At 65.1% G+C, this 14,641-nt stretch carries 12 protein-coding genes and 4 tRNA genes; 8 read left to right on the forward strand and 8 right to left on the reverse strand.

Annotated features, from left to right (window positions below; genetic code table 11):
* Positions 1-77, forward strand: a tRNA-Met gene (locus tag ACZ415_RS00510).
* A 67-nt stretch (positions 78-144) separates the two neighbouring features.
* Here ACZ415_RS00510 and ACZ415_RS00515 read toward each other — a convergent pair.
* Positions 145-1,458, reverse strand: a complete 1,314-nt coding sequence (locus ACZ415_RS00515) for a M18 family aminopeptidase (RefSeq protein WP_344702881.1) — start codon at positions 1,456-1,458, stop codon at positions 145-147.
* Positions 1,459-1,598: 140 nt separating this feature from the next.
* Between ACZ415_RS00515 and ACZ415_RS00520 the strand changes: the two genes are divergently transcribed.
* Positions 1,599-3,695: a carboxy terminal-processing peptidase gene (locus ACZ415_RS00520; RefSeq protein WP_344702879.1), complete on the forward strand. Its 2,097-nt coding sequence runs from the start codon at positions 1,599-1,601 to the stop codon at positions 3,693-3,695.
* A gap of 213 nt (positions 3,696-3,908) precedes the next feature.
* Here ACZ415_RS00520 and ACZ415_RS00525 read toward each other — a convergent pair.
* The 3 genes from ACZ415_RS00525 to ACZ415_RS00535 form a co-directional block, all read right to left on the reverse strand.
* Positions 3,909-3,984 (reverse strand) — tRNA-Asn (locus ACZ415_RS00525).
* Between the two features lie 25 nt (positions 3,985-4,009).
* A tRNA-Asn gene (locus ACZ415_RS00530) sits at positions 4,010-4,085 on the reverse strand.
* A gap of 25 nt (positions 4,086-4,110) precedes the next feature.
* Positions 4,111-4,186, reverse strand: a tRNA-Asn gene (locus tag ACZ415_RS00535).
* Between the two features lie 190 nt (positions 4,187-4,376).
* Between ACZ415_RS00535 and miaB the strand changes: the two genes are divergently transcribed.
* The 5 genes from miaB to lnt all read left to right on the forward strand — a co-directional run bounded on the left by miaB (position 4,377) and on the right by lnt (position 9,812).
* Positions 4,377-5,720, forward strand: coding sequence for a tRNA (N6-isopentenyl adenosine(37)-C2)-methylthiotransferase MiaB (gene miaB / locus ACZ415_RS00540; RefSeq protein ID WP_344702877.1), 1,344 nt, complete (start codon positions 4,377-4,379; stop codon positions 5,718-5,720).
* 99 nt (positions 5,721-5,819) lie between these two features.
* Positions 5,820-6,884, forward strand: coding sequence for a PhoH family protein (locus tag ACZ415_RS00545; RefSeq protein WP_344702875.1), 1,065 nt, complete (start codon positions 5,820-5,822; stop codon positions 6,882-6,884).
* A complete protein-coding gene (ybeY, locus tag ACZ415_RS00550) occupies positions 6,881-7,372 on the forward strand; it encodes an rRNA maturation RNase YbeY (protein ID WP_344702873.1) in 492 nt (163 codons plus the stop codon). The genes ACZ415_RS00545 and ybeY overlap by 4 nt, the downstream gene beginning before the upstream one ends.
* Positions 7,373-7,416: 44 nt before the next feature.
* Entirely contained in the window at positions 7,417-8,298 is an 882-nt protein-coding gene (locus ACZ415_RS00555; protein ID WP_344702871.1) for an HlyC/CorC family transporter, read from the forward strand.
* A gap of 23 nt (positions 8,299-8,321) precedes the next feature.
* On the forward strand, positions 8,322-9,812 hold the full coding sequence (lnt, locus tag ACZ415_RS00560; protein ID WP_344702869.1) for an apolipoprotein N-acyltransferase: 1,491 nt from the start codon (positions 8,322-8,324) through the stop codon (positions 9,810-9,812).
* On the opposite strand, the gene aroC is transcribed toward lnt, so the two are convergent.
* Together aroC and prmB are read right to left on the reverse strand one after the other, a co-directional pair.
* Positions 9,802-10,872 (reverse strand): chorismate synthase, encoded by a 1,071-nt coding sequence (gene aroC / locus ACZ415_RS00565; RefSeq protein ID WP_344702866.1) that lies wholly within the window; start codon positions 10,870-10,872, stop codon positions 9,802-9,804. The two genes, lnt and aroC, sit on opposite strands and share 11 nt — an antisense overlap.
* A 13-nt stretch (positions 10,873-10,885) precedes the next feature.
* Positions 10,886-11,752: a 50S ribosomal protein L3 N(5)-glutamine methyltransferase gene (gene prmB / locus ACZ415_RS00570; protein WP_344703095.1), complete on the reverse strand. Its 867-nt coding sequence runs from the start codon at positions 11,750-11,752 to the stop codon at positions 10,886-10,888.
* A 264-nt stretch (positions 11,753-12,016) separates the two neighbouring features.
* On the opposite strand from prmB, the gene ACZ415_RS00575 reads away from it, so the two are divergent.
* A complete protein-coding gene (locus tag ACZ415_RS00575; RefSeq protein WP_344702864.1) occupies positions 12,017-12,598 on the forward strand; it encodes a Smr/MutS family protein in 582 nt (193 codons plus the stop codon).
* On the opposite strand, the gene ACZ415_RS00580 is transcribed toward ACZ415_RS00575, so the two are convergent.
* Together ACZ415_RS00580 and ACZ415_RS00585 are read right to left on the reverse strand one after the other, a co-directional pair.
* Positions 12,595-13,647: a patatin-like phospholipase family protein gene (locus tag ACZ415_RS00580; protein WP_344702862.1), complete on the reverse strand. Its 1,053-nt coding sequence runs from the start codon at positions 13,645-13,647 to the stop codon at positions 12,595-12,597. The genes ACZ415_RS00575 and ACZ415_RS00580 overlap by 4 nt on opposite strands.
* A gap of 21 nt (positions 13,648-13,668) precedes the next feature.
* Positions 13,669-14,574 carry an alpha/beta fold hydrolase gene (locus ACZ415_RS00585; RefSeq protein ID WP_344702860.1) on the reverse strand — a complete coding sequence of 302 codons (906 nt, stop codon included), beginning with the start codon at positions 14,572-14,574 and terminating at the stop codon, positions 13,669-13,671.
* Positions 14,575-14,641 lie beyond the last annotated feature (67 nt).

The following is a 14,641-nucleotide window of genomic DNA, read 5'->3' on the forward strand; positions in this document are numbered from 1 at the left end:
GGCTACGTAGCTCAGTTGGTTAGAGCACATCACTCATAATGATGGGGTCCCCTGTTCGAATCAGGGCGTAGCTACCAGCCCGATTAAAAACGAAAAAGCCCGCCTGCGCGCGGGCTTTTTTGCGTCTGCAGCGGCTGCCCGGCGTCAGCGCCCGCCCCCCAAGTCAGCGCGCTGGACAAACGCCGTCAGCGCCTGCACCAGGTAGGCGACATCCCGGCTGCCGGCGGTTTCGCGGATGGAGTGCATCGCCCACTGCGGCACGCCCACGTCCAGCGTCGGCACGCCGATGGCGGTGGCGGTAAGCGGCCCGATGGTACTGCCGCAGCCCATATCCGCCCGGGTGACAAACGCCTGCACCGGCACACCCGCCTCGCGGCAAATATCGCGAAACAGCGCCCCGGTGGCGCTGTTGGTGGCATAGCGCTGACTGGCGTTGATCTTGATTACCGGCCCCTGATTGATCGCCGGGCCGTGATTGTCGTCATGCTTATCCGCAAAATTGGGGTGCAGGGCGTGCGCGTTATCGCAGGAGATCATGCACGACGACTGGATCAGCTGCACCAGCGAGGCCTCAGAGCCCCCACCCACCTGCTCATTGAGACGGCGCAACACGTCTTCCAGAAACGGCCCCTGGGCGCCGCTGGCACTGGCGCTGCCGACTTCTTCGTGGTCGTTGGCCACCAGCAGCGCGCCCTGCTCGCCGTCGCACGCCAGCAGCGCCTCCACGCCCACAAAGCAGGACAGCAGATTATCCAGCCTTGCGCTTGCAATCAGTTCTTGCGCCACACCCACCTGCGCCGGCGGCTGCACGTCGTAAAACGACAGCTCGAAATCCACGATATCCACGTTTTCCAGGCCGTGCTCGCGGGCAAGCCAGGCGTGCAGCAGCGGCTCAAGCGCGGCGCTGTCGCTTTGCATCAGCACCGGCGCCATCTGCGTCTGGGGGTTGATGGCCCGGCCGTCGTTGGCCTCGCGGTCCAGATGAATCGCCAGGCTGGGAATGATTGCCACAGGCCGGTCAACGTTTAGCAGCACACTTTCCAGCCGGCCGTCGGCGTGGCGCACGTGCACCCGCCCGGCAAGGCCCAGGTCGCGGTCGAACCACGGCGCCAGCAGCGCGCCGCCGTAGACCTGCACGCCCAGCTGCAGCCAGCCGGCGGCGTATTGGGTGGCGTTGGGCTTTAAGTGAAGCCCGGGGCTATCGGTGTGGGCGCCGATCATGCGCAGCGAGGCAAGCGGCCCTGCCGGCAGCTGAAAGGCGATCATCGACGCGTCGTTACGCGTGACGTAGTAGCGCGCCCCCGGCGTCAGCGCCCAGTCGCGGGTTTCTTCCAGCCGCGTGAAGCCCGCGCTTTCCAGCCGTCTGGCCATGTTGCGGGTGGCGTGCCACGGCGTCGGCGAATCGCGCAGAAAATCGCACAGCCGGTTGACGGTCTCAGCGCTTTGGCCCTGGGTCATGAAAATCTCCCTGACAAGAATCGTGGTTTGAGTCTCAGCGGCGCAGGCGAGCTGCTACAATGCTTTTTCGGTTCACGCAACACCTCGGCCGCTTGCCGCGCAAGGGCACGAGTATACCTAACCCCGGGAGAGCTTGATTGATGAGCTGGTTTGCCACCCTTTCGCGCCTGGCCGCCCTCACCGCGGTGCTGGCCATAAGCAGTACGGCGATGGCCCTGGAGCCGACCGATAAACAGCGTCAAGCCGCCGAAGAAAGCGCGGACTCGCTGCGCTACGGGCATTACGCCGATGTCACCTTCGACGCGGCCTGGTCCCGCGATGCCTTTGACCGCTATCTGGACATTCTAGACGGCCAGCGCGCCTACCTGCTACAGCGCGATATCGAGCCGTTCGAATCACTGCGCACCGAGCTTGACCGGGTGCTCAACCGCGGCGAGCTGGACGAAGTCTTTGCCCTGCACCAGCGCGCCGGCGAAAAGCGCAAAGCGCGGCTGGAGTGGCTGCTGGACGAGCTCGACCAGGGGCTGGACTTCACCTTCGACGGCAGCCAGCGCCTGGTGGTCGACCGCGAAGACGCGCCGTTCGCCACCCGTGAAAGCGAGCTTGATACCCTCTGGCAAAAGCGGCTGACAAACGACGCTTTGAGCCTTGCACTGACCGGCCAGAAGCGCGAAGAGGTCGAGGATACCCTGCGCCAGCGCTACGAAGGCCAGCTCAAACGCCTGGAGCAAACCGAGCCGGAAGACGTGTTCGGGCTGTTCATGGCGGCAGTGACCGGCAGTATCGAGCCGCACACCGCCTACCTCTCGCCGCGCCAGGGTGAGTCGTTCGATATTCAGATGAGCCTGTCGCTTGAGGGCATCGGCGCGCTGCTGCAGACCGACGGCGAATACGTCAAGGTGGCAAGCCTGGTGCCCGGCGGCCCCGCCGAGCGCGCCGGCGTGCTCAAGCCTGCCGATCGCATCATTGCCGTGGGTCAGGAAGGCGAGGACGACATGACCAGCGTCATCGGCATGCGCCTGGACAACGTCGTCGACCTGATTCGCGGCCCCAAAGGCTCAGACGTTCGTCTTGAAGTCATTCCCGCCCAGGCGGTGGATACCACCCGCTCCCACGTGGTCACCATCACCCGGGACACGGTGGATCTGGAAGACCAGGCGGCCAGCAGCGAAGTGATCGAACTTGAGCGCAACGGCGACACCCACTCGCTTGGCGTAATCACCGTGCCCACTTTTTACGTCGACTTCGACGCCTGGCAGGCCGGCGAGGACGACTACCGCAGCACTACCCGCGACGTCGCCAAGGAAGTCGAAAAGCTCAAGCAGCAAGGCGTCGAAGGCATCGTGCTGGACCTGCGCAACAACGGCGGCGGCGCGCTGCAGGAAGCCAACTCGCTGATCGGGCTGTTCATCGACCGCGGCCCCACCGTGCAGGTGCGCGACGCCCAGAGCCGCATCCAGCTCTACGGCGACAGCGAAGCCGGCACCCTGTACGACGGCCCGCTGGGCGTGCTGGTCAATCGCCTGTCGGCCTCGGCCTCGGAAATCTTTGCCGGCGCCATTCAGGACTACGGCCGCGGCCTGGTGCTGGGCTCGGGCACCTTCGGCAAAGGCACCGTGCAGACTCTGGACGAGCTCAGCCACGGCGAGCTCAAGCTCACCCGGGCGAAGTTTTACCGCATTTCCGGCAAGAGCACGCAAAACCGCGGCGTCACCCCGGATATCACCTTCCCCAGCCTGATTGACCCCGAGCGCATCGGCGAAAGCAGTCTGGACAACGCCCTGAAATGGGACAGCGTGCGCGACGTGCAGTACCGCCGCTACGGCCAGCCGGAGCAGTACCTGCCCGAGTTGAAAGAGCGCCACGAAGCGCGCGCGGCAGACAATCCCAACTTTCGCTACCTTGAGCGCCAGTCCACGCTTGCACGCAAGCTGCGCGAGCAGCACACCAGCGTCAGCCTCAACCGCGAACAGCGCAAAAGGGAAATGGAAGCCCAGGAAGCCGAGCAGCTGTCGCTTGAAAACCAGCGCCGCCGGGCGCTTGGCATGGACGAGCTCGACGAATGGATCGACGCCCGTGAAGACGCCATTGCCAGCAGCGGCAACGACGAAAACGGCGCCAGCGGCGAGGACGACAACGAAAACATGCCCGCCGAACGCGCCCAGGTCATCGAAGCCGCCGAGATACTGCTGGACTACGCTGACTTAAACGCTACAACACGGCTGGTTCAGGGCTAAGCCAAAGCGCTGCGCACAGGTGCCCCGCCGCTCGGCGGGGCCTTTTGCGCCCGCTCGGCCGACACCGACAAGAAAAACCGTGCCAACACAGCGGGCAGACGCGAAAAAATCGCCGAATGCGCAGGCATTAGCGTGAAAGCGGTGATGCTACGGACGTAGGAAAGTGCGATCGTAAATCGTAAGAAGGTGCGGTGAAAAGAGGGTACTACCGGCTGGCTCCCCGAACAGGACTCGAACCTGTGACCCAATGATTAACAGTCATTTGCTCTACCAGCTGAGCTATCGGGGAATAACAGTGTGTGCGTACGGTGTGCTGGCTCCCCGAACAGGACTCGAACCTGTGACCCAATGATTAACAGTCATTTGCTCTACCAGCTGAGCTATCGGGGAATAACAGTGTGCGCGTACGATGTTTTGGCTCCCCGAACAGGACTCGAACCTGTGACCCAATGATTAACAGTCATTTGCTCTACCAGCTGAGCTATCGGGGATCGGCTAAAACACGCTGCGTAGTATACCCATAACGCGTGGCAGGTCAAGCATGGCTTTTGCCAGGCGCTGGCAGAGCCTTGGCTGCGTCCGTATAATGCGCGCAGGCAAAACGCGGCGGCGCCGCACCACCATTCACTCTCGTCTTTTGACGACGCCTTGTCGTTGACGACTCATAGACCACAGGTACCGATGGCGAAGAAGCTTTTTATCAAAACGCACGGCTGCCAAATGAACGAGTACGACTCGGCGCGCATGGCCGACATGCTCGGCGAATCGCATCAGCTTGAGCTCACCGACAGCGAGCAGGATGCCGACGTAATCCTGCTCAACACCTGCTCGATCCGGGAAAAGGCCCAGGAAAAAGTCTTTCACCAGCTGGGCCGCTGGAAAAAGCTCAAGGACGCCAACCCCGATCTGGTCATCGGCGTGGGCGGCTGCGTGGCCAGCCAGGAAGGCGAGGCCCTGCGCAAGCGCGCCCCCCAGGTGGACATGGTATTCGGCCCCCAGACCCTGCACCGGGTACCCGGCATGCTTGATCAGCACCGCGACAATCAGATCGCCGCGGTGGACGTCACCTTTCCCGAAATCGAAAAGTTCGATCACCTGCCCAAGCCCCACGCCGACGGCGCTACGGCCTTTGTTTCGGTAATGGAGGGCTGCTCCAAGTACTGCACGTTCTGCGTGGTGCCCTACACCCGCGGCGAAGAAGTGTCGCGCCCGTTTGACACCGTCATGGATGAAGTCATGCACCTGGCCGATCAGGGCGTGCGCGAAATCAACCTGCTGGGCCAAAACGTCAACGCCTACCGCGGCGAAGACGACCTGGGCGAGGAAATCGACCTGGCCGAGCTGATCGCAAGCGTCGCAGCCGTCGACGGCATCGACCGTATCCGCTTTACCACCTCGCACCCGGTGGAGTTCAGCGACAGCCTGATCGACGCCTACGCCGAGATCCCTGAGCTGGTCAGCCACCTGCATCTGCCGGTGCAGGCCGGGTCGGATGCGATTCTTGCCGCCATGAAACGCGGCCACACCGCCGAAGAATATATCGACAAAATGGAGCGCATCCGCGCCAACCGCCCGGACATCAGCTTCTCGTCGGACTTCATCATCGGCTTTCCCGGAGAGACCGAGCAGGACTTCCAGGCCACCATGGCGCTGATTGATCGCATCGGCTTTGATCATTCCTTCAGCTTTGTCTATTCCGCACGCCCGGGCACGCCGGCGGCCTCGCTGCCCGACGAAACCCCGGAGAGCGTCAAAAAGGAGCGGCTGGCGATTTTGCAGCAGCGCATTTTGCAGCAGGCCGGGCAAATCAGCCGGCGCATGGTGGGCACCACCCAGCGCATCCTGGTCACCGGGTTCTCGCCCAAGGACCCCGGCGAGCTGTCCGGGCGCACCGAGAACAACCGCGTGGTCAACTTCCGCGCGGAAAACCCCACCGAGCTCATCGGCTACTTCGTTGATGTCAACATCGCCGACGCTCTGCCCAACTCGCTGCGCGGCGAGCTGGCCTCGGCGGCGCGCTACTAAGCCCTCGCTGCCCGTCTGCCCCGCCCCGACACAATTGCCCCAACACCGTTTGGGGCAGTAAGCTTGGGGCCACATTTATCCATTGATAGGTTTTCTCTCTTGAGCCAGCCATCCTCCCAGGCGAACCGCATCATCACCCTGAGCCTGGAACCCAACGATCCCCAGCGGCTTGCCAGCCTTTGCGGCCAGCAGGATGAACACCTGAAACTGATCGAAAGCCGCCTGGATGTCACCCTGCGCAATCGCGGCAACGTTTTTCAGCTGGCCGGTGCGGCCAACCGCATCAAGGCGGCGGCCAACGTGCTTGAACATCTTTATCGGGAAACCGCCACCCGCGAGCTGGACGCCGACACGGTACACCTGTTTCTGCAGGAGTCCGGGCTTGAAGCGCTGGCCGAAGACGACGACAGCAATCCCGACGAAGAGGTCGTGATCCGCACCCCGCGCACCATGATCAAGCCCCGGGGCGCCAACCAGCAGCGCTACGTGGCAAGCGTGCGCGAACACGACATCAACTTCGGCATTGGTCCGGCGGGCACGGGCAAGACGTATCTGGCCGTGGCCGCGGCGGTAGAGGCGCTCAATCAGCAGGAAGTCCGGCGTATTCTGCTGGTGCGCCCGGCGGTGGAAGCCGGCGAAAAGCTCGGCTTTCTCCCCGGCGATCTGGCCCAGAAGATCGACCCCTACCTGCGCCCGCTGTACGACGCGCTCTACGAGATGATCGGCTTCGAGCAGGTCGCCAAGCTCATCGAGCGCCAGATCATCGAAATCGCCCCGCTGGCCTACATGCGCGGGCGCACGCTCAACAACGCCTACATCATCCTCGACGAGAGCCAGAACACCACGCCCGAGCAGATGAAAATGTTTCTGACCCGCATCGGCTTTGGCTCCACCGCGGTGATCACAGGCGATGTGACCCAGGTGGATTTGCCCAAGGGCCAGCGCTCGGGGCTGATTCAGGTGCTGGAAGTGCTCAAGGACACCCCCGGCATCGGCACCACGCATTTCGCCGCCAAGGACGTGGTGCGCCATCCGCTGGTGCAGCGCATCATCGAGGCCTACGACAGCTTTGAGTCGGCTCAGGAAGCCGAAGAGCGCCGCCTGCACGAACAGCGCAAACAGGAGCGCGAAGCCCGCCTGCGGGCCCGCGACGCCTCGCAATGAGCGGGCCACAGAGTACCAGCCGGGCCGGCGCCGTGGTGGATCGCCAGGTTGCCGTAAAAGCCGACGCCCTGCCCGACCAGCAGGCGCTTGAGCGCTGGGTGAGCGGCGTGCTGGCGCGCCATGCCGGGCGCGCCGGCAGCGAGCTGACCGTGCGCTTTGTGGAACAGGCAGAGAGCCGGGCGCTCAACCGTGACTACCGCGGCCGCGACAAGTCTACCAACGTGCTGTCGTTTCCCTTCGATGCCCCGCCCGGTATCCCCCTTGACCTGCTGGGCGATCTGGTGATCTGTCATGCCGTGGTGGCAAGCGAGGCCGATGCCCAGCGCAAGACGCTTGCCGACCACTATGCCCACATGGTGGTACATGGCACGCTGCATCTGCTGGGCTATGATCATGTTGACGACAAGGAGGCGGAAGACATGGAGCAGCTGGAGCGCGAGATACTGGCCGGGCTCGGCATTGCCGACCCCTACGCCTCCGGCGGCTGACGTCACGCCACACCATTGATGCGACACAACAAGAGACCCATTGCATGAGCGAAGATCGATCGACCGCGTCTTCTTCCAAAAACTGGATGGGCAAGCTCTTTGGCGCCTTTTCCGGGGACGGCGACGACCTGCATTCACGCGACGAGCTGATGGCGTTTCTGCGCGACGGTGCCGGGCGCCTCAAGCTCGACCAGGACGCCCTGACCATCATCGAAGGCGCGCTGCACATCAGCGACCAGCAGGTGCGTGAAATCCTCATTCCGCGCTCCCGGGTCGTCGCCATTACCCTGGACCAGCCGGTAGAGGGCTATCTGCCGCTGATCGAGGAAACCGGCCACTCGCGCTACCCGGTCATCGGCGAGAACCTCGACGACGTCAAAGGGCTTTTGCTGGCCAAGGACCTTTTGCCGCTGCTGTCCCGTTCCCAGCAGCAGCGCGACGCCTTCAAGCTTGACGACGTGCTGCGCCCGGCGATGTTCATTCCCGAATCCAAGCGGCTCAACAGCCTGCTCAAGGAGTTTCGCGACACCCACAACCACATGGCCGTGGTGGTGGACGAGTACGGCGGCACCGCCGGCATTATCACCATCGAGGACATTCTCGAGCAGATCGTCGGCGATATCGAAGACGAGCACGACACCGACGAAGACGATGATATCCGTCCGCTGGAAAACGGCCGCTTCGCGGTGCGCGCGCTGACGCCTATCGATGACTTCAACGCGCGCTTTCACACCCGCTTTGCCGACGACGAGTTCGACACCCTGGGCGGGCTGGTGATGCAGCAGTTCGGCCACCTGCCGCGGCGCGGCGAGCAGGCAAGCATCGGCGGCTTTTCCTTTACCGTGCTCAACGCTGACAACCGCCGCATTCGCCTGCTGGAAGTTGCCCCCGATCCGGAAGGCGATGCCGCGCTCAGCGACGCTTGATTTACCCTTACAGGAACCGCTCAATGAAGGGACGCCCCGTTCGCCGCAACGCAGCGGCAGTCTACGGCCAGCCCTTGGCCGCGCTCGTGGCCGGGATATTCACTACCCTGACCGCCTCTCCGTTTTTTCTCTGGTGGCTCGGCCCGGTGGCGGCCGGGCTGATGTATGCAGGCCTGTTCCGGCTGACCCCCGGTCAGGCCGCGCTCAAGGGCTGGGCCTACGGCGTGGGACTGTTTGCCAGCGGCACCTCCTGGGTGTACGTATCGATTCACGATTACGGCTACACCGGCATGGGGCTGGCGGTGTTTCTCACCGCGCTGTTCGTCGCCGTGCTGGCGCTGTTTTTTGCCGTCACGCTGTGGGTATATCGGCGCTTTTTTACCCCGCGGCTGGCGTTTTTATCGTTTGCCGGCGTCTGGGTGCTCGGCGAGGTGCTGCGCACCTATTTATTCACCGGCTTTCCCTGGCTGCTTTTGGGTTCAAGCCATGTAGACTCACCGCTGGCGGGCTTTGCGCCTATCGGCGGGGTTTATCTCTTGTCGCTGCTGGTCGCGCTGAGCGGCACCCTGCTGGCCGAGCTTTTGCTCTGCCGCCGGGTCTGGACGCTGGCACCGCTGGCGGCCATCTGGCTTTCCCCGCTGGCCCTGCCCAATCAGTGGACCACCCCGGCGAGCGACACGCCGACGCGGGTGGCGCTGTTGCAGGGCAATCTTTCTCAGCTGACCAAATGGACCGCCGAGGGCCAGCGCGCCGCCGCCAACACCTACGCCCGGCTGACCCGGAACGTGGCCGACGGCGTGGAGCTGATCATCTGGCCGGAAACCGCCCTGCCCATGGCCGAGCGCGACGCCCGCGCGGTGCTTTCCCGGGTGCAGGCCAACCTGGCGCCTGACACTGCTTTGATGACCGGCATCGTTCAGCGCAACGCCGCCGGGCAGTATTTCAACAGCGTCATCGGCGTCGGCAACGTCGAGGGCAGCTACCAAAAAGAACACCTGGTGCCGTTTGGCGAATATCTGCCGCTGGAAAGCGTGCTGCGCGGGGCCATCGCCTTTTTCGACCTGCCCATGTCCACCTTTGCTTCCGGGCAGAGCAAGCAGCCGCCCATGCAGGCCGCCGGCGTGGCGCTGGGCAACGCCATCTGCTATGAGATCATCTACCCTGAGCTGGTCGCCCGGCGCGCCCGCAACAGCGGCGCGCTGATTACCGTATCCAACGATACCTGGTTCGGCGGCTCCATCGGCCCCCACCAGCATTTGCAGATGGCCCGGCTGCGGGCGCTGGAAAACGGCCGCTACGTGCTGCGCGCCACCAGCAACGGCATTACCGCGATCATCAACCCGCAAGGTGAGATCAACGCCCGGGCCCCGCAGTTTGAAGCGGCAACGCTGACCGGTGAGTTTTACGCCATGAAAGGCATAACACCCTTTACCCGGCTGGGCAGCTGGCCGGCCTGGCTCGTGGCCGGCGCGCTGGCGCTGCCCGGCGTGATCCGCCGCCGCGCTACCCGCTGAACTCACCGTTCTGGCCGCGCTGGCGCAGCCAGTGGTCCATCAGCGCAAGCGCTACCATGGCCTCGGCAATGGGCGTGGCGCGAATGCCCACACAGGGATCGTGTCGGCCACGGGTCACAACCTCCACCGCCTCGCCGTGCACGTTAACCGAGCGCCCCGGCGTGGTAATGCTGGAAGTGGGCTTGAGCGCCAGGCGGGCGACAATCGGCTGGCCGCTGGAAATCCCCCCCAGCACGCCGCCGGCGTGGTTGGACAAAAAGCCGTCTTCCGGCGTCATCTCATCGCGGTGCTCGCTGCCGCGCTGGCAGACCGCCGCGAATCCCGCGCCGATTTCCACGCCCTTCACCGCGTTGATGCCCATCAGCGCGTGGGCGATATCCGCGTCCAGGCGGTCAAACACCGGCTCGCCCAGGCCCACCGGCACGCCTTCGGCCACCACCGTCACCTCAGCGCCCACGGAGTCCTGGTCCCGGCGCAGCTGGTCCATGAACGCTTCAAGTTCGGGCACGCGCTCGGCGTCGGGGCTGAAAAACGCGTTCTGCTCGACGGCGTCCCAGCTTTTGAACGCCATTTCGAACGGCCCCAGCCGGCTCATGTAGCCGCGCACGCTAACGCCGCGCGCCGCCAGGTACTTCTTGGCCACGGCCCCTGCCGCCACGCGCATGGCGGTTTCCCGAGCGCTTGAGCGCCCGCCGCCGCGGTAGTCCCGGCGGCCGTACTTGTGGTGGTAGGTGTAGTCGGCGTGGGCCGGGCGGAACTGATCCTTGATCCTGGAGTAGTCCTTGGAGCGCTGATCGGTGTTTTCGATCAAAAGCCCGATGGGCGTGCCGGTGGTCCTGCCTTCGAACACGCCGGAGAGAATCCGCACCCGGTCGGCCTCTTTACGCTGGGTGGTATGGCGCGAGCTGCCCGGCCGGCGGCGATCGAGATCGCGCTGCAGGTCTTCCTCGCACAGTTCAAGCCCCGGCGGGCAGCCGTCAATGGTCGCGCCGAGCGCCTCGCCGTGGCTTTCGCCGAAGGTGGTGACGGTAAACAGTTTGCCAAAGGTATTGCCTGACATGGGCGTTATTTCCTCACGCGAAAGACGCCGCACAGGCGTCGAGTTCAGCGGCGGGCAGCGCAAATACGCCGTGCCCGCCGCGCTCGAATTCCAGCCACACAAACGGCACATCAGGGAAGGCCGCTTCCAGGTGGCGATCAGAGTTGCCGACTTCCACGATCAGCCAGCCGTCGTCGGTCAGGTGCTCGCGCGCCTCGCGCAGCATCCGCCGAACGATATCCAGCCCGTCGCGGCCTGCCCCCAGCGCAAGCTCAGGCTCGTGGCGAAACTCTGCCGGCATGGTCAGAAGGTCCCGGGCGTCCACGTAGGGCGGATTGGCCACGATCAGCTCGAAGCGCTGGCCGCCAAGGCCGTCGAACACGTCGGACTCAAGGGCCCGTACCCGGTCGCCCACGTCGTGGCGGGTGATGTTTTCCCGGGCCACGGCAAGCGCGTCCCGGCTGATATCGGCAAGGGTCACCTCGGCGGTGGGCAGGTACAGCGCGGTGGCAATGCCGATACAGCCCGAACCGGTGCACAGGTCCAGCACCCGGGCCGGCGGCAGCTCGCTGAAAAAAGCGCCAAAGCCGTCTTCGATGAGCTCGGCGATGGGCGAGCGGGGAATGAGCACGCGCTCGTCGACGTTGAACGCAAACCCGGCAAAAAACGCCTCGCCCAGCAGGTACGGCAACGGCTCGCGCCGGGTGATGCGCTTGCGCGCCAGCGCCACAATGCGCGTGCGCTCCACGGGGAGCAGCCGGGCATCCAGCACCGCCGGGTCCACGTCCCAGGGCAGGTGCAGCGCACCGAGCGTGAGTGCCACGGCCTCGTCCCAGGCGCTTGCGGTGCCGTGGCCGTAGTGCAGCCCGGCCAGGTGAAATTCACTGGCCACCCAGCGCATGCAGTCGCGCAGGCGGGGCAGCTCGGCGGCAAGCGCGGCGTCGGGCTGGGCAAGCGTGGAAGCAAAACGGGGCGAGCGGCGGGCAACGGGTGACAAAGCGGTCACGAAAGCTCCTTGAAGGATAAGCGGGCGAACAAGGCACCGCGGCGCGGCGAAGGCCCATTGTACCTTTCGCGCCGGCCGGTTCACAGCGGCGCCAGTCACGCTATACTGTGCGCTTTACGGTTTCTTTTTGCTTTTGCACCTATCGACGACGAGCCCGCCATGAACCGCCGCCGCCACGCACCCGACGACGATCCTGCCGACGACTTCGGCGCCTTTCGCCAGGCGCTTGAGGCCGCCGGCGTGCGGCGCATCAGAACCAACAGAGCGGACACCGGCAAACCTCGGCCGGCCGTCGCCGACAAGGCGGCGCGGCGCAAGGCGGCGGTGGAAAGCCAGACGCTCAACACCACCGGGCGCACTTCGGACGGCCGGGTGGAAGCCGTGCGCCCGTCGGAATATCTGGAGTTTTCGGTGCCGGATCTGCCCTGGCGCACGCTAAGCCAGCTAAAGCGCGGCAAAACCGGCTGGCAGGCCGGGCTGGATCTGCACGGCTACACCCTGGAAGAGGCGCGCCTGGAGCTTGAGAGCTTTCTGCGCGACGCCGCCGGCCAGGGGCTGCGCTGCGTTATCGTGGTACACGGCAAGGCCTGGGGGGCCACGGCGGACTTCCCCGTGCTTAAAAGCCACACCAACGCCTGGCTGCGCGAGTGGCCGGGGGTGCTGGCGTTTTGCTCGGCGACGGACGTGGACGGCGGCACCGGTGCTGTGTATGTGCTGCTGCGCCGGGCCGCGCGCGGTTAGTCACCGGCCACCGGATGATCCCCGACCGGCGGGTCCTCGGCGCAGGGCAGCGTGCGATGCCCTTTACTGCCCAGGTGACGCTCAAGGGCCTGATCGCCCAGATACCGCCCCAGCCGGATCAGCTCGTCGGCACGGTGAAACTCGTAGGCGCTGCACACGGTCTTGGGCACATCAATCATCACATCCGGCGAATAGCCCGCTACCTTGTACTTGGCAAGCGCCGCCTGGGTAATATCAAACGACTGCAAAATCATGTCCAGCTTGCCCCATTCGTGCTTGCCGCGCTCTTCGGCGCCGGCCGGGTCGGCCTCGTCTTTGTCGCCTCCCGGGTTTCCCAGCCCTTGCCACAAACGCCGCGTGGCGCTGCGCACGTCTCGCATCCAGCGGCTGACCACCTCTGTGCCATCGCTTTCGGCGGCCACCCGCTTTGCAGGCGCGCTGCCGGGCAACAGCTCTTCCAGCATCACCGGCTGCGGAGTGTGCGCTGTAACGTTGACCGCCACGACGATATCGGCCTGGTGCGCGGCCAGCACCGGCATGATCGGCAGCGGATTGAGCAGCCCGCCGTCTACCAGCACCTGATCGCCCAGCGTCACCGGGGTGATCACCCCGGGCACGGCAATAGAGGCGCGAATGGCGCGCAAAAGCGAGCCGTGCTGAAACCAGACCTCGCGCTGGCGCACCATGTCGGTGGCAACCGTGGTCACCGGCATCGGCAAGTCTTCCAGCTGCACGTCGTGAATTAGGGCGTCAAGCTTTTCCATCACCTTGTTGGCACGCATGGCGCCCATGGGGCTCCAGGTAACGTCGACCAGGCGCAGCACGTCAAGGTAATCCAGCCGGCTTACCCAGTCACGGTACTCCGGCAGCTTGCCCGCGGCGTAGACGCCGCCCACCAGCGCGCCCATGGAGCAGCCGGCAATGGAGACAATCTCAAAGCCGCGCGCCTCCAGGGCGTCGATCACGCCGATGTGAGCGTAGCCGCGCGCCCCGCCGCTGCCCAGGACCAGCGCCACCTTACACGAACGGGCGGACGCTTGTTTGTTCATGGCTTTCTCCAAGTGCAAGGCTTAAGCGGCCGCCAGCCCGTTGATCACCGCCTCAACCACGCCGCTGATACGCCCGGGCTCCAGGTGCAAATGGTGCCCGCCGGGCACTACACAGCGCGTCAGGTGCGGCACCGCTGACCGGGCCCGGATGGCAAAGGCGCGCTCGCCGAGAATCCCCTGCTCGCCCTCGATCAGCTGCACCGGGCAGCGGATAGCGGCCAGCAGCGCAGGCACCTGCTCCGGGGTAAAGCGCACCGGAGACGGCTTGAGCAGCCGGCTGTCGGTGCGCAGGGTAATGCGTCCGTCGTCCAGGGTGCGGCTGTTACGCGCCACCAGCGGCTCTGCGGTGGCCGCATCGATAGGCGTCACACCGCCGGCCACCCGCGCGGCTACCGCACCGGCCAGATCAGCGTAGACGGGCATACGCGAAGGCCCCGCGCGGTGGGCCAGCAGCCCGCGGCGCAGCTGCGCCGCGGCGTTTTCCGCCGGCGTTGACAGCATCCCCAGCCCGTCGATCAGCACCAGCCGGCTGACGCGCTCGGGCAGCGCAGCGGCCACCAGGCAAGCCACCGCCGCGCCCATGGAATGGCCCAGCAGCACGGCATCGTTGGCGCCCAGCTCGTCCATTGCGTTGAGCACGTCATGGGCGTAGTCCCACAGGGCGTAGTCGTCGTTGGCGCCGGCGTTGCCGGCGGAGCGCCCGTGGCCGCGAAAATCCAGCGCCACGATGCGCACGTCCAGCCGCGCGGCCAGCACAGGCGCCAGCCGTGTAAAGCTTGCGGCGTTGTCCAGCCAGCCGTGCAGCGCCAGCCACAGCGGGGCATCATGGCGGCCCCAGCCAAGCGCAGCCAGCTGCCCCTGTGCCAGCGTAAGCGCGGTGACGCCCGACGCCTCAGCGGCTACCATATCGGCATCAATGTCTTGCATTGGTTTTTACCTTTTTCTATCGCCAAGGAGGCAACATGACACCGCACCGTTATACCACCGCACGCAA

The organism is Halomonas cibimaris, from assembly GCF_055379665.1.